Annotated in this window: 14 protein-coding genes; 8 read left to right on the top strand and 6 right to left on the bottom strand. The window is 71.2% G+C overall.

The genetic code is table 11. The features are described from left to right. Nucleotides 1-66 precede the first annotated feature (66 nt). The 5 genes from AC2D9U_RS22990 to AC2D9U_RS23010 all read left to right on the top strand — a co-directional run bounded on the left by AC2D9U_RS22990 (nucleotide 67) and on the right by AC2D9U_RS23010 (nucleotide 6,687). Nucleotides 67-2,418 (top strand): calcium-binding protein, encoded by a 2,352-nt coding sequence (locus tag AC2D9U_RS22990; protein WP_484753629.1) that lies wholly within the window; start codon nucleotides 67-69, stop codon nucleotides 2,416-2,418. A gap of 214 nt (nucleotides 2,419-2,632) precedes the next feature. After that, complete coding sequence (locus AC2D9U_RS22995) at nucleotides 2,633-3,406, top strand: ABC transporter ATP-binding protein (RefSeq protein WP_484753631.1); 774 nt, start codon at nucleotides 2,633-2,635, stop codon at nucleotides 3,404-3,406. A gap of 73 nt (nucleotides 3,407-3,479) precedes the next feature. Beyond that, complete coding sequence (locus tag AC2D9U_RS23000) at nucleotides 3,480-4,571, top strand: TRAP transporter substrate-binding protein (RefSeq protein ID WP_484753633.1); 1,092 nt, start codon at nucleotides 3,480-3,482, stop codon at nucleotides 4,569-4,571. Further along, nucleotides 4,571-5,119: a TRAP transporter small permease subunit gene (locus tag AC2D9U_RS23005; RefSeq protein ID WP_484753635.1), complete on the top strand. Its 549-nt coding sequence runs from the start codon at nucleotides 4,571-4,573 to the stop codon at nucleotides 5,117-5,119. The genes AC2D9U_RS23000 and AC2D9U_RS23005 overlap by 1 nt, the downstream gene beginning before the upstream one ends. Then, nucleotides 5,116-6,687: a TRAP transporter large permease gene (locus tag AC2D9U_RS23010; RefSeq protein WP_484753637.1), complete on the top strand. Its 1,572-nt coding sequence runs from the start codon at nucleotides 5,116-5,118 to the stop codon at nucleotides 6,685-6,687. The genes AC2D9U_RS23005 and AC2D9U_RS23010 overlap by 4 nt, the downstream gene beginning before the upstream one ends. A gap of 76 nt (nucleotides 6,688-6,763) precedes the next feature. Here the strand turns inward: AC2D9U_RS23010 and AC2D9U_RS23015 are convergent, their stop codons facing one another. The 3 genes from AC2D9U_RS23015 to AC2D9U_RS23025 all read right to left on the bottom strand — a co-directional run bounded on the left by AC2D9U_RS23015 (nucleotide 6,764) and on the right by AC2D9U_RS23025 (nucleotide 9,503). Continuing rightward, nucleotides 6,764-7,264 carry a thermonuclease family protein gene (locus AC2D9U_RS23015; RefSeq protein WP_484753639.1) on the bottom strand — a complete coding sequence of 167 codons (501 nt, stop codon included), beginning with the start codon at nucleotides 7,262-7,264 and terminating at the stop codon, nucleotides 6,764-6,766. A gap of 152 nt (nucleotides 7,265-7,416) precedes the next feature. Beyond that, nucleotides 7,417-8,877 (bottom strand): CHAD domain-containing protein, encoded by a 1,461-nt coding sequence (locus tag AC2D9U_RS23020; protein WP_484753641.1) that lies wholly within the window; start codon nucleotides 8,875-8,877, stop codon nucleotides 7,417-7,419. Nucleotides 8,878-8,945: 68 nt separating this feature from the next. Further along, on the bottom strand, nucleotides 8,946-9,503 hold the full coding sequence (locus AC2D9U_RS23025; RefSeq protein ID WP_484753643.1) for a SixA phosphatase family protein: 558 nt from the start codon (nucleotides 9,501-9,503) through the stop codon (nucleotides 8,946-8,948). Between the two features lie 121 nt (nucleotides 9,504-9,624). Between AC2D9U_RS23025 and AC2D9U_RS23030 the strand changes: the two genes are divergently transcribed. Genes AC2D9U_RS23030 through AC2D9U_RS23040 form a run of 3 tightly spaced genes read left to right on the top strand, consistent with a single transcriptional unit; the run spans nucleotide 9,625 to nucleotide 12,463 of the window. Continuing rightward, nucleotides 9,625-10,344 (top strand): SDR family NAD(P)-dependent oxidoreductase, encoded by a 720-nt coding sequence (locus AC2D9U_RS23030; RefSeq protein ID WP_484753645.1) that lies wholly within the window; start codon nucleotides 9,625-9,627, stop codon nucleotides 10,342-10,344. Then, nucleotides 10,344-10,943: a DUF6134 family protein gene (locus AC2D9U_RS23035; protein WP_484753647.1), complete on the top strand. Its 600-nt coding sequence runs from the start codon at nucleotides 10,344-10,346 to the stop codon at nucleotides 10,941-10,943. Before AC2D9U_RS23030 ends, AC2D9U_RS23035 begins: the two co-directional genes overlap by 1 nt. Beyond that, complete coding sequence (locus AC2D9U_RS23040; protein WP_484753649.1) at nucleotides 10,940-12,463, top strand: cryptochrome/photolyase family protein; 1,524 nt, start codon at nucleotides 10,940-10,942, stop codon at nucleotides 12,461-12,463. The genes AC2D9U_RS23035 and AC2D9U_RS23040 overlap by 4 nt, the downstream gene beginning before the upstream one ends. 3 nt (nucleotides 12,464-12,466) lie before the next feature. On the opposite strand, the gene ppk2 is transcribed toward AC2D9U_RS23040, so the two are convergent. From ppk2 to AC2D9U_RS23055, 3 genes are all read right to left on the bottom strand, one after another. Then, complete coding sequence (ppk2, locus tag AC2D9U_RS23045; RefSeq protein WP_484753652.1) at nucleotides 12,467-13,444, bottom strand: polyphosphate kinase 2; 978 nt, start codon at nucleotides 13,442-13,444, stop codon at nucleotides 12,467-12,469. Nucleotides 13,445-13,553: 109 nt separating this feature from the next. Next, nucleotides 13,554-14,285, bottom strand: a complete 732-nt coding sequence (locus tag AC2D9U_RS23050) for a metallophosphoesterase (protein WP_484753654.1) — start codon at nucleotides 14,283-14,285, stop codon at nucleotides 13,554-13,556. Continuing rightward, the gene (locus tag AC2D9U_RS23055; protein ID WP_484753655.1) at nucleotides 14,282-15,730 is read right to left on the bottom strand and encodes a cryptochrome/photolyase family protein; all 1,449 of its coding nucleotides are present in this window, start codon (nucleotides 15,728-15,730) and stop codon (nucleotides 14,282-14,284) included. Before AC2D9U_RS23055 ends, AC2D9U_RS23050 begins: the two co-directional genes overlap by 4 nt. Nucleotides 15,731-15,763: the final 33 nt, after the last annotated feature.

Genomic DNA, 15,763 nt, shown 5'->3' on the forward strand with positions numbered 1-15,763 from the left:
CATCCGTACTGAAATGGCAGGCCGCTAGCGTCGCGGCGCACCCCATTCCAGCAAGGAAGCTCTGCCATGTCCCTCTTCGTCGGCACTGCCGCCTCTGAACGCATCGAGGCCGGCCCTGGCAACGACACGATCCTCGCCATGGAAGGCTGGGATACGCTGCTTGGCCATGGCGGCAATGACTGGATATTCGGCTTCGACGGCAATGATGACGCCTCGGGCGGCGATGGCGGCGACACCATCGAGGGCGGAAACGGCAACGACACGCTGGAAGGTGGCGCGGATTTCGGCGCCGACAGCCTGCTCGGCCAGGATGGGGACGACCATCTGCTGGGTATGCTCGGCTCCGACACGCTGATCGGCGGGGCCGGCAACGACGTGCTCGACAGCTTCGGCTCGGGCAGCCCGACCGCGCTGAACTACTGGGCCGACGGTCCGGACTATCTCTATGGTGGCGAAGGCGACGACATCCTGGTCACCACCGGCGTGGACCTGATGATCGATGGCGGCATCGGCTACGACACGCTGCTTGCCTTCTACGGCAAGGAGGAGGTGGTCGACATCACCGCCATGCCGATCTTCGGCGTCGAGGCGCTGCACGGCGCGGTGCACATGAATGGCTGGGTCGGCGGCTCCTATGGCTATCAGACCAACTACGTCACGGCGGGCGGCATCCGCCTGACCACAGCGCAGCTCGACAGCTTCCAGACGATCCGCGCCGGCAGTCTCCACATGGCCGATTCCGGCCTGATCGACTTCACGAACCAGCGTGTGGAGGGCTTCACGGCGCTCTACGCCGCGGATGGCAACGACACCATCATCGCACCGCTGGCCTTCGATCCGGTGCCGCTCGCCACCGCCTCCTGGAACGCCACGATCGGCTGGAACAAGCCCGATGAGATCCGCAGCTGGGGCGAAGCCCTGTTCAAGGAGTTCTACAAGGTCGGCGCCCCCGGCAGTGCCAGCAATCCCGGGCTGATCGATGGCGGGGCGGGCGATGACAGCATCCTCGGCGGTGGCTGGAACAGTGTCATCCGCGGTGGCGAGGGGGCGGACAGCATCTGGGGCTATATCGGCGCCGACCTGATCGAGGGCGGCAATGGCAACGACCTTCTCGATGGCGGTGCCAATGCGGATACGCTCCAGGGGGGCGCCGGCGCCGATACGCTGCGCGGCGGGGTCGGCGAGGACTGGCTCTTCGACGGCACCGGTTCTGACCGCATGGAGGGCGGGGCAGGCGACGACAGCTTCGTCCTGACCGGCGGCACCGACAATGACACGGTGATCGGCGGGGATGGCCTGGACACTGTCCGGGTGACCGGTCTCAACGTCGATCTTCGCGGCGTCGTGCTCAACGGAGTGGAGCGCGTGCTGGGCCTCGACACGGCGCTCACGATCCGCCCCGGGCAGCTGAAGTCGGTCGCGGTCATCGACCTCTACATGATCGTCCACGCCACGGGTGGTTCGAGCAATTTTGGCCGTGCCACCAGCGAGTTCAACGCACAGTTCTGGGGTTCCAGCGAAGCGGATACCGCCGTGGCCCCCAGCGATGCGGCCAAGGACCTCGTCTTCTCCGGCAATGGCGGCAACGATCTCCTGGCGACCGGCGAAGGCCGCGACCTGCTCGATGGCGGCGAGGGCAATGACGACCTGCGCGGCAAGGGCGGCAACGACACGCTGAACGGCGGTACCGGCGCCGACACCATGTATGGCGGCTCCGGCAACGATACCTATGTGGTCGACAATGCCGGCGACGTGCTGATCGAGACCGACAGTTCGATCGACACCGTGAAGAGCTTCATCGACTGGACCCTGGCCTCGCGCTTCGAGCATCTGGAGCTGATGACGGGTGGCCTGGTCGGTACCGGCTCGAGCGGCGCGAACCGAATGGGCGGCAGCGGCGGGGCTGACCTCCTGCTTGGCATGAACGGTGCGGACACGCTGCTGGGCAATGACGGCAACGACACGCTCGATGGGGGCGCGCACAACGACCTGCTGCGCGGCCATGACGGGGCGGATTCGCTCTCGGGCGGCAGCGGTGCGGACACGCTCGAGGGGGGCTCGGGCGCGGATGACCTCACGGGCGGCACCTCCAACGACGTGTTCCTCTTCGCCCGGCCGGCCGATGCGGGCGATGTGATCCGCGATTTCGTCGCCGGCGCCGACGACATCGCCATCTCCGCCGCCGGCTTTGGCGGCGGGCTGGTGCAGGGCATGTCGGTGGGCGCGACGGGCCGCTTTGCCGCCAATGCCGCGGGCACCACAACGAGCGCCGCGGGCGTGGGGCAGTTCGTCTACAACACCACGAGCGGCGAGCTGCGATGGGATGCGGATGGGGCGGGTGGCGCGGCCAGCATCGGCATCGCCACGCTGGTCGGCGCGCCGGGCCTGCTGGCCAGCGACATCGTGCTGATCGCCTGAAGGCGTCCCCGGCCGCCCCTCGGCCGGCGCCGCTTCAGCGCCGGCCTTTCCTGGTGTAGACGACCAGAGCATGCGCCGCGTTCCCCCGAACGCGGCGCGTGCGCTGGAAGTCAGTGTGTCCAGGGCAGGCCATGCACCCAGCGTCGCGGCGGTGCTGCGACCTGTCGGATCGCATGTTGCTCCGGGGCCTGCCACCGGGATGAAGGAAAGCCGCGTGATCGCCGTCAAGGATCTGGTCGTGACCTTCGGTCGTGGCGCCGCCGCGGTGGCCGCCGTGCGCGGCGTCTCCTTCACCGTGGCGCCGGGCGAGAGCTTTGGCCTGGTGGGGGAGAGCGGCTCGGGCAAATCGACCGTGCTGCGCGTGCTGGCGCGGCTCAATCCGCGCTTCGAGGGCACGGCGCAGGTGGCCGGCATCGACGTCGCGGCGCGCGACGCCCGCTTCCCGCGTCTGGTGCAGATGGTGTTCCAGGACCCCTATGGCTCGCTGCATCCGCGCCACACCATCGACCGCGCGCTGAGCGAGCCCCTCGCCATCCACGGCATCGGCGATGCGCATGAGCGCGTGCCGCGCGCGCTGGAGCAGGTGGGCCTCGGCCCCGCCTTCCGCTTCCGCTATCCGCACCAGCTCTCGGGCGGCCAGCGCCAGCGCGTGGCCATCGCCCGCGCGCTGATGCTCGAGCCCAAGGTGCTGCTGCTGGATGAGCCGACCAGCGCGCTCGATGTCTCCGTGCAGGCCGAGATCCTGAACCTGCTGCGCCGCCTGCGCGACGAGCGCGGGCTCACCTACCTGCTCGTCAGCCACAACCTCGCCGTCATCGCCCATATGTGCGACCGGCTGGCGGTGATGAATCGTGGCGCGGTGGTGGAGGAGATGGCGGTGGAGACGCTGCGCCGGCAGGCGCCGGCGCAGGCCTATACGCAGCAATTGCTGCTCGCCAGCCGCGGCTATGACCGCGAGGTGGCGCGCGGCATGGTGACCTACGACTGATGCCGCTTGCCGGCCCGCAAGGTGCCGTGCTGAATGGCGCGACGATCACCCGCCCGCCCCGAGGAGGCCCCGCATGAAGCGCCGCAACCTGATGACCCAAGCCGCCATCGGCGGCGCCGCCACCGCGGGGCTCGCCACGCCGGCGCTCAGCCAGGGGCGGATCGAGTGGCGCATGGTGACACTCTGGCCGCGCAACCTGCCCGGGCCGGGTGTCGCCGCGCAGAAGGTGGCGGATCGGATCGGCGCCGTCAGCGCGGGGCGTATCACCGTGCGCTTGTTCGCGGCCGGCGAGGTCGTGCCCGCGCCCGGCGCCTTCGATGCGGTGGCGGCCGGCACGGCGGATCTCTACCACGGCGTGCCGAGCTTCTGGATCTCGAAGTCGCCCGGCATCGGCTTCTTCGGCAGCTTCCCCTACGGCATGACGGTATGGGAGCGGCAGGCCTGGATGATGCATGCCGGCGGCCAGGCGCTGTATGACGAGGTCTATGCCCGCTTCGGCGTGAAGCCCTTCAACACCGGCGACAGCGGCCCGCAATGGTTCGGCTGGTTCCGGCGCGAACTGCGCAGCATCGAGGATCTGCGCGGCCTGCGCTTCCGCACGGCGGGCCTCGGCGGGGAGATGTTCCGCCGTGCCGGTGCCTCGGTGGTCACGCTGCCGGCGGGGCAGATCTTCGCCGCCATGCAGTCCGGCACCATCGACGCGGCCGAATTCCTCGGCCCCTTCTCCGACGCGCCGCTGGGCCTGCACCAGGTGGCCAAGAACTACTACTTCCCCGGGGTGCAGGAGCCCTCCTCGGCGGAGGAGATCGGCATCAACCTCGGCCGCTGGAACGCGCTGCCGGACGATCTGAAGGCCGCCGTGCGCTTCGCCTGCCAGAGCGTGTCGGAAGAGATCACCACCGAATACGACGCCAACCACCCGCGCGCCCTGGCCGATCTGGTGGCCCGCCACGCCGTGCAGGTGCGCGAGGTGCCGCGCGACATCCTGATCGCGCTGGGCAACCATGCCGGCGAGATGCTGGCCGAATACCGCGGCAGCTCGGATGCGATGGTCAAGCGCATCGCCGACAGCTACGCGGAATTCCGCAACCGCAGCCAGGCCTACATGCTGCAGAGCTATGCGGGGAATTTCAGCGCGCGCGCGCTGCCGATCCGCTGGGGCTGATGCGGGCCGCGCTGCGCCTGGCGGGGGTGATCGATGCGGCCTCCCGCCAGTTGGGCGGCGTGGTGCGATGGTGCGCGCTGGGCGTGGTGCTGGTGCAGTTCGTCGTCGTGCTGCTGCGCTATGCCTACGGCTCCTCCTATGTGTGGATGCAGGAGGGCGTGATCTACCTGCACGCCATGCTGTTCATGCTGGCCATCGGCTACACCTTCCTGGTCGATGGCCATGTGCGCGTCGATGTCCTCTACGCGAACTGGTCGGCGCGGCGGCGTGCCTTCGTCGATCTGCTGGGCATCCTGATCGGCGTGCTGCCCTTCTGCGCGCTGCTGCTCTGGGCCTCCTGGAGCTTCGCCTGGACATCCTGGTCGCTGGGGGAAGGGCCGATGCAATATGGCGGCCTCCCGCTCACCCCTTTCTTCAAGTCGCTGATTCCGGCCATGGCGATCCTGCTGGCGCTGCAGGCGGTGGCCATCGGCATCCGCTGCTTGGCCGTGCTGGCCGGCGCGGCGGAGACGCATTTTCCCGCGCGTGACGGGGCCGCGCACGGATGAACCACACCGGGCTCGGGTCGGTGCTCGACCTGCTGATGTTTGCAAGCCTCTGCGGGCTGATCCTCACCGGCCTGCCGGTGACCTTCATCCTGACCGGCTGCGCCATCCTCTTCGGCGCGCTGGGCATCTTCTTCGGCGTCTTCGACCATTTCCTGCTCGGCGCGCTGGCGCAGCGCGTGATGGGCACCATGACCTCCGACGTGCTGGTGGCCATTCCGCTGTTCGTCTTCATGGGCATCATGCTCGAGCGCTCGCGCATCGCCGAGGATCTGCTGGAGGCGATGGGCAGGCTGTTCGGCCCGGTGCGCGGCGGGCTCGCCATCAGCGTCTCGCTGGTCGGCGCGCTGCTGGCGGCCTCGACGGGCATTGTCGGCGCGACCGTGGTGACGATGGGGCTGATGGCGCTGCCGGCCATGCTGCGGCGGGGCTACGACAAGCCCTTCGCCTGTGGCACGATCTGCGCGGCGGGCACGCTGGGGCAGATCATCCCGCCCTCCACCGTGATGGTGATCCTGGGCGAGGTGCTGGGCGCAGCCTACCAGCAGGCGCAGCTCGCGCAGGGGAAGTTCTCGGTCGAGACCGTCTCGGTGGGCGAGCTCTTCGCGGGCGCGATGATTCCGGGGTTGATGCTGGTCGGCCTCTACATCGCCTATCAGCTCATCGCCTGCTGGCTGAACCCTGCCCTTGGCCCGGCCATCCCGCGGGAGGAGGTGGGGCGCGTGACCCGCGCCGAGCTGATGCGCGCGCTGGTGCCGCCGATCGTGCTGATCGTGGCGGTGCTGGGCTCGATCCTGGGCGGCATCGCCACGCCGACGGAGGCCGCCGCGGTGGGCGCGGTGGGGGCGACGCTGCTCGCCGGGTTGCGCGCGGGGGGCGGCAGCCCCTGGCCGATCTATGCGGCGGGGTTCGCGGCGCTGGTGATGGCGCTGCTCGGCCAGCAATTCGACCTGCGGCTGGGCCGCCAGGCGGCACCGCTGGAGGACCAGCTCGCCATGGCCGGGGCCACCGCGGCGGCGGCGGTGCTTGCCTTCGGGCTGGTGGTCTCGCTGCGGCGCTGCTGGCGCGGCGCGGTCCTCGGCCCGGTTTGCCACGCCACCATGACCATCACCGCCATGATCTTCGGCACGCTGATCGGCGCGACGCTCTTCGCCCTGGTGTTCCGCGGCCTGGGGGGCGACGAGATGGTGCATGCCGCGCTCTCCACCATTCCGGGCGGCATGTATGGCGCATTGCTGGCGGTGATGCTGGTGATGTTCGTGATGGGCTTCTTCCTCGATTTCGTGGAGATCACCATCATCGTCATGCCGATCGTCGCGCCCATCCTGCTCGGCATGGGGATGGACCCGATCTGGCTCGGCGTGATGGTGGCGGTGAACCTGCAGACCAGCTTCCTCACGCCGCCCTTCGGCTTCTCGTTGTTCTACCTCGGGGGAGTCTCGAAAGGCCTGGTCACGACCGGGGACATCTATCGGGGGATCATCCCCTTCGTGCTGCTGCAGCTCCTGGCGCTGCTGCTGGTGCTGGCCTTCCCGGGCCTGGCCACCTGGCTGCCCGCGCAGCTCTTCTGATCAGCTCATGCTCTGGAAATCATTGAAGCTAGAGCAAGAAATGCGTTCAGATGATCCCATCTGAACGCATATTTCTCTATTGCCGCCGGCGCCATTCCTCGGGCCGGACGAAGCCGCCGGCCCAGAGGCCGCGCCCGGCGATCCGCGCCGCGGCCTCATTCGCCAGCATGACCGGGCTGTCGCCATAGGCGATGGCCCAGCCGGAGGCGACGAGGCCGGTATTCAACTCCGCCCCGCCGGCCTGGCAGACGCCCAGGCCGCGGCCGAAGCGGTCATGCCCATGCACCCGGCAGACCACCGAGCGCCCATTCACCAGGCGGGAGAGCGCCTCGGCCGCCGCGGCGCCGCAATCGAAGCCGGCGCCGGCCGCATCCGTGCAGACCTGCCCGCGCTCCGGCGCATCCACGCCCGACAGGCGCAGCGTGCGGTCGCCGAGCCGCAGCGTGTCGCCATCGACGATGCGCACCTCGGCCGCCAGCGCCGACCAATCCTGCTCGCGGGGCGCGGAGCCCATCAGGTCCGGCGGCAGGCCGATGCCCGAAAGGGCGCCCACGATCAGCACGCCAGCCATCGCCATCACCGGCGCGCGCCAGCGGCGAGGGGCGGAAGGGGGGCGGAAAAGGCGGCGGCGTCCGAACACAGGAAGGGTTTAACCAAGCGCCACCGAAACGCGCAACCCATTCATTTATAATAACTCTTAACCAAGAATTGCTGCGAAGAACGCCCGCTTCACCCTTGACTCCAAAAGGGTTCACCCGCGAGCAGCTCCTCCCAGGCGCCCGTCGCGCGGCTGCGCGCGCGCCGCGCGCGGGCCAGTGCCCAGCCCTCCGCCACGCCCACCGCCCAGGGGCTGGCCCCCCCGCCCTTGGCGCCGAGCGGGGCGACCAGGGCGCGCGCCACGGCGGCGTCATTCGCGAGGCCGAAGGCCTCCTGCACCTCGGCGAGGCGGGCGAGGAAGCGCTTGCCCCGCTTCTTCGCCCAGAGTGGCGCGAAGAGTTCCGCCACATAGCGTACGCGCTTGCCCTCCAGCCGCAGGGCGTGGAATTCGTCATCGGGCAGGTCGCCGATCTCGGGGCCGATCTCGGTCAGCTTGCGCCAGCGCTTCTCGATCACGCCCGCGGCGAAATCGGGCAGGTCGCGGGCGCGGCGCGCGGCGGCATCGGCATCGCCCTCGGCGCGCCAGGGGCGCAACTCGCGCAGCGCCACGGCTTCCCACACCAGGGCGCGGAAGCCCGGCCCGGCCAGGGTGGCGCGCAGCGCGGCATAGGCGGCCTCCCGCCGCTGGGCGGCGGCGCGCAGCAGGGCGGCGATACGCGGGTCATCGGGCAGGGCGGCAGCGATCTCGGCGCCGAGCCCGGCCAGGAACACGTCCCAGTCCCGTGCCGGGCCGAGCACATTCGCGAGGTCCCGCGCCGCGGTGTCGAATCGCCGCAGGCTCGGCCCATCGGCGGCGGGGCGGAAGGCGCGCAGCGCCGAGCGCAGGCGGCGGATCGCCACGCGCATCTGGTGCACCCCGACCGGGTCGCGCCCCTCGGCGGCGATCGGCGCGTGCCAGAGCAGCACCTCGGTCAGATGGCCGATCAGCAGGCAGAGCGCCTCCTCCACCCCCAGATCGGGGTCGAGAAGCGGCGCGCCGAGGCGGCGCGGGCGGGGCGATTCCTGCCGCGCCAGGGCGCGGGCCATCTCGGGCAGGGCGCAGCGCGGCGGCAGGGCGGGCGCCTCGCGCGCCAGCCCGGCGAAAGTGGCCAGCACGGCGGCGGGCGGGCCGGTCAGGCGCAGCCGCAGCACCGGCGCCTCATCGGCCACGGCGCGCAGCCGGCCTTGCAGCAGCACGGCCTCCACCCCCTCGGCCAAGGGCAGCGTGGTGCGCCGGCCCTCGAAGGCGGCGAGGGCGACCAGCGGCGCCTCGCCCGCTTCCTCGGGGCTTTCGCCCGGGGCGAGGCCGCGCCGCGTCGTCTCGGGCGTGCCGGGGCACCAGGGGGCGTCCTCGGGCGGCAGCACGGCGAGCAGCCGGCGCCCGCCCCGCCGCGCCTGTTCCAGCGCGAGCCCCTGCTCCGCCAACTCGCCATCCGCCGTGTCGAGCCAGGTCAGGCCGAGGGCGGCGCCGCGGCTGCGGCCCTGGCGGCGACTCGCGAGGCTCGGCAGGCGCAGCAGGCGCTCCGCCAGCGCCGGCGGCAGATCGGCCTCCAACGTCAGGTCGCGGGGTGTCGCGGCGGCCTCCGCCGCGTCCTTCTCTTGGGCGGCGGGGGGCGGGGCGTTCAGGCGGATATCTCCGTCGTGTCGCCGGCCTCGGCGGAGGGCAGATCGGCCGGGGTGAGGAAACGCACAAGCCGGCCGCCGCCGGCCTCGAGCGCGCGCCAGGGCAGGGCAACGCCGAACTCGGTCAGCGCCGCGGTCGGGTAGCCCTCGGCCAGGCGCTGCGTCTCGGGCCGGCCCGAGGCCATGCCGGCGGGGCCGGTCAGCGCCATCGCCAGCTCATGCAGGCCGGGATTGTGCCCGATCAGCAGCACGCTGCGCGCCGTCTCCGGCAGGCCGCGCAGCACGCTGAGCAGGGAGGGCCAGTTGGCGAGGTAGAGGTCGTCCATCGGCTCGATCAGCGGCGAGCCCTCGAGCGGCGAGAGGGCCTCGAGCGTCTGCAGCGTCCGCCGGGCGGAGGAGACCAGCACGATGTCGGGCGAAAGGCCGAGTTCGCGCATCGCCGCCGCCATGCCCAAGGCGGCGCGCTTGCCGCGCGCATTGAGCGGCCGCGCGTGGTCCGAAAGGCGCGGATCATCCCAGGAGGATTTCGCGTGCCGGAGCAACAGCAATTGGCGCATGGCGGGGCCAGTGTGGCATGGCGGGGCGCGGCTGTCTCCCCATCCGCGGCGCCGGGGAATCCCCCTTTGCAGCGGGCGGGAGTATCCCACCTTGGCAGCGGTATTCGGATCGGGATCAGGCATGGCGCGCTATGTGATTGTCGGGGCGACGGGGGGGATCGGCGCGGCGCTGGCGCGGCGGATCGCTGCGAGGGGCGGTGAGCCCTTCCTGGTCGGGCGGGATGGCGCGCGGCTCGCCACCCTGGCGGCGGAACTCGGCGCGGGGCATGCGGTGGCGGATGCGACCGACGCGGCGGCGTTGAAGGCGGCGATCCAGGCGGCGGGCAGCCCGCTGGCGGGGCTCGCCTATTGCGTCGGGTCGATCCTGATGAAGCCGCTCGCCCGGCTCAGCGCCGCCGAGATGGACGACACCTTCCGGCTGAACGCGCTGGGGGCGGCGCTTTCGGTGCAGGCGGCGGCGCCAGGGCTGGTGGCGGGGAAGGGGGCTGTCGTGCTGTTCTCCTCAGTCGCGGCGCGCAAAGGCTTCGGCAACCATGTCGCGATCGGCATGGCCAAGGCGGCGGTGGAGGGGCTGGCCGTCGCTCTCGCCGCCGAACTCGCACCGGCCGTGCGGGTGAACTGCATCGCCCCGAGCCTGACCCGCACCGGCATCGCGGAGCCGCTGACGAAAAGCCCGCAGATGGCCGAGGCGATCGCGAAGCAGCACCCGATCCCGCGCCTCGGCGAGGCCGAGGATTCCGCCGCCCTGGCGGATTTCCTGCTGTCGGAGGCGGCGGGCTGGATCACCGGGCAGGTGATCGGCGTCGATGGCGGGCGCGGCAGCCTCGCGGGGCGCGGGTGATGCGCCGGCGCGCGCTGGTGGCGGGGCTGCTCGGCCTGCCTTCCCTGGTGCAGGCCGCGCCCGGGGGCCTTAGTTTCCGCGTGATCCGCGGCGGCAGCGCCGTGGGCACGCATGTCGTGCGCTTCCGCGACGACGGCCCGGTGCTGGTGGCGGAGAGCGAGGTGCGGATCACCGTCCGCCTCGCCGGCTTCACCGTCTTCCGCTACGCGCATGACACGCAGGAACGCTGGCAGGGCGCGCGGCTGCTGGGTCTGACCTCGCGGCTGGACCGCAACGGCACGCCCGGCTTCTGCGAGGCGCGCGCCGAGGGCAATGCGCTGCTGCTGCGTGGCACGGCGGGCGAGGCACGGCTGCCCGTGAACGCCGCGCCCCTGACCTGGTGGCGCGCCGCGACGCTGACCGAGAGCGTGCCGCTCTTCGACCCACGGCGCGGCGAGCCCGTGGCGCCCGAATTGCGTCGCAGCGCGGTGGCCGGCGGCACGCAGGTCAGGCTGATCGGCGGCGAGGGGGCGGAGGTGCTCTACGATCCGGGCGGTACCTGGATCGGCTTCGCCACGACGGGCGAGGATGGCTCGGCCGTGCGCTACGAGCGCGCATGACGCTGCTTCGGGTGGTGCTGGGCGACCAGTGCAGCGCGGGGCTCTCCGCGCTGGAGGGGCTCGACCCGGCGCGCGACGTGGTGCTGATGGCCGAGGTGCGGCGCGAATGCACCTATGTGCCGCACCACAAGCAGAAGATCGCGCTGGTGCTCTCGGCGATGCGCCATTTCGCGGATGAATTGCGCGCGCGCGGCCTCACGGTGGCCTATGTGCGGCTCGACGATCCGGCGAACACGCAGTCCCTGGCCGGCGAGGTGGCGCGCGCCGCGCGCTTGCATGGGGCGCGGGGCATCATCTGCACCCATCCGGGCGAGTGGCGCGTGCTGGAGGATATGCGCGGCTGGTCCGCCGCCACCGGCCTGCCCGTGGAGATCCGCGACGACAGCCGCTTCCTCTGCACGCTCGATCGCTTCCGCGCCTGGGCGGGCGAGAAGAAGCAACTCCGCATGGAGTATTTCTACCGCGAGATGCGCCGCGCGACGCGGCTGCTGATGGAAGGGCCGGAAGAGCCGACGGGCGGGCAGTGGAACTACGACCACGACAACCGCGCCGCCCTGCCGCGCGACGTCTTTCCCCCCCGCCCCCTGCGCTTCGCACCCGACGCCATCACGCAGGAGGTGATCGCGCTGGTCGAGCGCGAATTCCCCGATCATTTCGGCACGACCACGAAATTCGGCTGGCCCGTGACCGCCGCGCAGGCCGAGCAGGCCCTGGCCGATTTCATCGCGCATCGCCTGCCGCGCTTCGGCGACTACCAGGATGCGATGGCGGAGGGCGAGCCCACACTCTTCCACGCGCTGATCGGCACGTCGCTGAATTGCGGGCTGCTCGACCCCATGGCGGCCTGCCGCGCGGCGGAGCGCGCCTACCGCCAGGGCCATGCGCCGCTCAATGCGGTGGAGGGCTTCATCCGCCAGATCCTCGGCTGGCGCGAATATGTGCGCGGCCTCTACTGGCTGAAGATGCCGCACTACGCGGAGACCAACGCGCTGGCGGCGCAGCGCGCGTTGCCCGATTTCTACTGGACCGGCCGCACCTCCATGGCCTGCCTGCGCGCGGCGATCACGCAGACGCGTGACCTCGCCTATGCGCATCACATCCAGCGGCTGATGGTCACCGGCAATTTCGCGCTGCTCGCCGGGCTCGACCCGGCGGCGGTGAACGAGTGGTACATGGTGGTCTATGCCGACGCCTATGAGTGGGTGGAGCTGCCCAACACACATGGCATGGCGCTGCATGCCGATGGCGGCATCATGGCCTCCAAGCCCTATGCGGCCTCGGGGGCCTATATCAACCGCATGTCGGACCATTGCCGCGGCTGCGCGCATGACGTGAAGCAGGCGACGGGTCCGAAGGCCTGCCCCTTCAACTTCCTCTACTGGGATTTCATGGCGCGCCATGCCGAGCGCTTCGCGCGCAATCCCCGCATGGCGATGCCGCTGCGCACGCTTGCGAAGATGGACCGCGCGAAGGTCGCGGCGATGCGCGCCGAGGCGGCGAGGTTCCTCGACGCGCTGTAGAGTTCACCTTGCCGCGCGGCGTTGCTCCGGGTGCAGCGCGGCGCCGAGGATATGCGCGTGGCGCTTCACCACATGCGCCGCGCCACCCACGATCAACGGATCGGGCGCATGCACCACGGACTCATCCTTGCCCGTATAGGGCAGCGCATGCAGGAAGTGCCGCATCGCCTCCAGCCGCGCGCGGCGCTTGTCGTTCGACTTCACGATGGTCCAGGGCGCGTCGGCGGTGTCGGTGTAGAAGAACATCGCCTCCTTCGCCTCGGTGTAGTCGTCCCATTTGTCGAGGCTCGCCGTGTCGATCGGCGAGAGCTTCCACTGCTTCAACGGGTCCGTCTCGCGCGCCTTGAAGCGCTTGGCCTGTTCGTCCCGTGTCACGCTGAACCAGAACTTGAACAGGCGCAGCCCCGCGCGCGTGAGCATGCGTTCCAGCTCCGGCGCCTGGCGCATGAATTCGAGGTATTCGGAAGGGCTGCAGAAGCCCATCACGCGCTCCACGCCCGCGCGGTTGTACCAGGAGCGGTCGAAGAACACGATCTCGCCGCCGGCGGGCAGGCGTTCGATGTAGCGCTGGAAGTACCATTGCGTGCGCTCGCGGTCCGAGGGCTTCTCGAGTGCGACGATGCGCGCGCCGCGCGGGTTGAGATGTTCCATGAAGCGCTTGATCGTGCCGCCCTTGCCGGCGGCGTCGCGCCCTTCGAAGAGGGTGATGATGCGCTCGCCGCTCTCGCGCACCCAGGCCTGCGCCTTCAGCAGCTCCACCTGCAGCGGCCGCACGCGCGCCATGTATTCCTTCTCGGTGAGCATGGTGGCGTAGGGGTATTCGCCGGATTCGAAGGCACGGCGCACGGCCTCGGGGTCATGGCGCAGCGCGGCCGGGCGGCGCGCGGGGCGGGTCAGCTCGGCTGCGGCACCGCCGATGCTGCGCGCGGCTTCCGGGCCCTCGGCCAGTTCGGGCTGCGGCGGGCGGATCTCGTCGATCATGGCTCTTCTCCTTGCGCTCGGTGCCAAGGTGGCGCCGCCGACGCGGGGAAAAAACGATCCATGTCAATTCGGTGACAGGCCTCACGAAGCCGTGATGAACCGGCCGGCCTCACGCCCAGGCCGGCAGGTCGAGCCAGGCGAGGTGCCCGCCCTTGCCCGCGCCGCAATCGAGGAACACGCAGCGCCCGCCGCCGCGCCCCTCGGCGATGAAGGGCCTTCCATCGGTGCTGCGCCGGTCATGGCCGCAGACCACCATCATCCCGTCCGGGATGCGGTCCACCCAGTCATGCACGCGGTCGGGGTAGCCATCGCTGCGGATACGCCCGGTCACCTGACCGTAGAGCGCGCGCGTCAGCAGCCCATGCGCCTTGCCCGCGCCGGCCTCGGGCGGGGGCGGGCTGTGCATCATCCCTGGATGGAAGCCGCCATGCACGAAGAGCCGCCCGCCATCGCGGATCCAGGCCGGGGCGCGGGCGATCTCCGCCACCGCGCGCGTGACCAGTGCCTCGCGGTCCGGTGCGGCCTCGAGCTGCGCGAGGGTGCGCCCCAGCCCCTCGGGTGGGACATGCACGCGCTGGCCGGTCAGCGCCCGGCGCAGCTTGTGGTCGTGATTGCCCAGCAGGAACAGCCCGCGCCCCTCGTCGATCAGCGCGAACATGCGCCGCAGCACGCCCGGGCTGTCCGGGCCGTGATCGGTGAGATCGCCGAGCTGGAGCACGAACATGTCCTCGGCCAGCGCGCCCGCCACCGCATGCTCGAAGGCCTGCGCATCGCCATGCACATCGGCGATGACGCGCAGGCCCGCGAAGCCGCGCCAGTGATTGGAGTGCGGGATGCTCACGCCGCCTCCGGCCCCTTGCGCAACCCCGCAAAGGCCGCCAGCGCCCGCGCCCGCGCCGCGCCATGCTCGACGACCGGGCGCGGATAGCTGCGCCCGAGCGCCACGCCCGCCCCGGCCAGCAGCACGGGCGGGGCCTCCCAGGGCTTGTGGACATAGGCGTCGGGAAGCTTCGCGAGTTCGGGCACGAAGCGCCGCACATAGGCGCCGCCGGCATCGAATTTCTCGCCCTGCAGCACCGGGTTGAAGACGCGGAAATAGGGCGCGGCGTCGGTGCCGCAGCCCGCCACCCACTGCCAGGAGGCGCTGTTGGAGGCGAGGTCCGCATCCACCAGCGTGTCGCGGAACCAGCGCTCGCCGGCCTGCCAGGGCTGCATCAGGTGCTTCACCAGGAAGCTCGCCGCGATCATGCGCACGCGGTTGTGCATCCACCCTGTCCGCCAGAGCTGGCGCATGCCGGCATCGACGATGGGATAGCCGGTCTGCCCGCGCTGCCAGGCGGTGAGCGCCGCCGCGTCCTCGACCCAGGGGAAGGCATCGAACTCGCTGCGCAGCGCGCGGTCGGGCATCTCGGGGCGGTGCCAGAGCAGATGATGCGCGAATTCGCGCCAGAGGATCTCCTTCAGGAAGGTCTCGGTGGCGCCCGCCGGGGCGCCCGCGGCGCGCGCGGCGTGCCAGACCTGGCGGGGCGAGACCTCGCCCCAGCGCAGATGCGGCGAGAGGCCCGAGGAGCCCTCGATGCCCGGCGCGTTGCGATCCGCATCGTAGCGGCCGAGCGCGCGGGCGACGAAGCGGGCGAGCCGTTCGGCCGCGCCCGCCTCGCCCGGCTGCCAGATCCCGGTGAAGCCCGCCGCCCAGTCGGGCTCGCCCGGCACCGGGTAGAGGCGCAGCGAGTCCAGCGTCTCACCCCCCGCGGGCAGGGGCAGGCCCGGAATCGCCGCCGGCACGGGGAGGGGGGCGGGCGGGTCGCCGAGGGCGAAGATCGCCTTGGCGAAGGGCGAATAGACCGCATAGGGCTTGCCGCTGCCCGAGGCGATGCGGTGCGGCTCCTGCAGGATCATGGTGGTGTGCAGGCGCAGTTTGCGGCCAGCGGCTTCCAGCGCCTCATGCACGCGCTGCGCCTGGGCGCGCAGCCCCGGCTCGGTGCAGCGGCCGGCATGGATGGTCGTGGCACCGATCTGCGCGGCGAGTGCGGGCAGCACGGTCTCCGCCCGCCCGCGCGCCAGCAGCAGCGGCGCGCCGCGCGCGGCCAGGGCCTCACCCAGCCGCGCGAGGCTCTGTTTCAGCCACCAGCGGGTCGCCGCACCCGGGGCATGGTCGCCCTGCGCGGGCTCATCGAGCACGAAGACCGGGAGGATCGGGGCCTTCTCGGCCAGGGCCGCCGCCAGCGCGGCATGGTCGGCAAGGCGAAGGTCCTGGCGGAACCAGAGGATGGTGGAAGAGGTCATGGCGCAGATGTAGCGCGCCGGGCGGGAAAGGCG

The sequence above is a fragment of the Roseomonas sp. TF40 genome, assembly GCF_057219975.1.

Coding starts and splice junctions, on each gene's coding strand:
- AC2D9U_RS22990 (WP_484753629.1), top strand. CDS start 67: ATGTCCCTCTTCGTCGGCACTGCCGCCTCTGAACGCATCGAGGCCGGC.
- AC2D9U_RS23000 (WP_484753633.1), top strand. CDS start 3,480: ATGAAGCGCCGCAACCTGATGACCCAAGCCGCCATCGGCGGCGCCGCC.
- AC2D9U_RS23005 (WP_484753635.1), top strand. CDS start 4,571: ATGCGGGCCGCGCTGCGCCTGGCGGGGGTGATCGATGCGGCCTCCCGC.
- AC2D9U_RS23010 (WP_484753637.1), top strand. CDS start 5,116: ATGAACCACACCGGGCTCGGGTCGGTGCTCGACCTGCTGATGTTTGCA.
- AC2D9U_RS23015 (WP_484753639.1), bottom strand. CDS start 7,264: ATGGCGATGGCTGGCGTGCTGATCGTGGGCGCCCTTTCGGGCATCGGC.
- AC2D9U_RS23025 (WP_484753643.1), bottom strand. CDS start 9,503: ATGCGCCAATTGCTGTTGCTCCGGCACGCGAAATCCTCCTGGGATGAT.
- AC2D9U_RS23030 (WP_484753645.1), top strand. CDS start 9,625: ATGGCGCGCTATGTGATTGTCGGGGCGACGGGGGGGATCGGCGCGGCG.
- AC2D9U_RS23035 (WP_484753647.1), top strand. CDS start 10,344: ATGCGCCGGCGCGCGCTGGTGGCGGGGCTGCTCGGCCTGCCTTCCCTG.
- AC2D9U_RS23040 (WP_484753649.1), top strand. CDS start 10,940: ATGACGCTGCTTCGGGTGGTGCTGGGCGACCAGTGCAGCGCGGGGCTC.
- ppk2 (WP_484753652.1), bottom strand. CDS start 13,444: ATGATCGACGAGATCCGCCCGCCGCAGCCCGAACTGGCCGAGGGCCCG.
- AC2D9U_RS23055 (WP_484753655.1), bottom strand. CDS start 15,730: ATGACCTCTTCCACCATCCTCTGGTTCCGCCAGGACCTTCGCCTTGCC.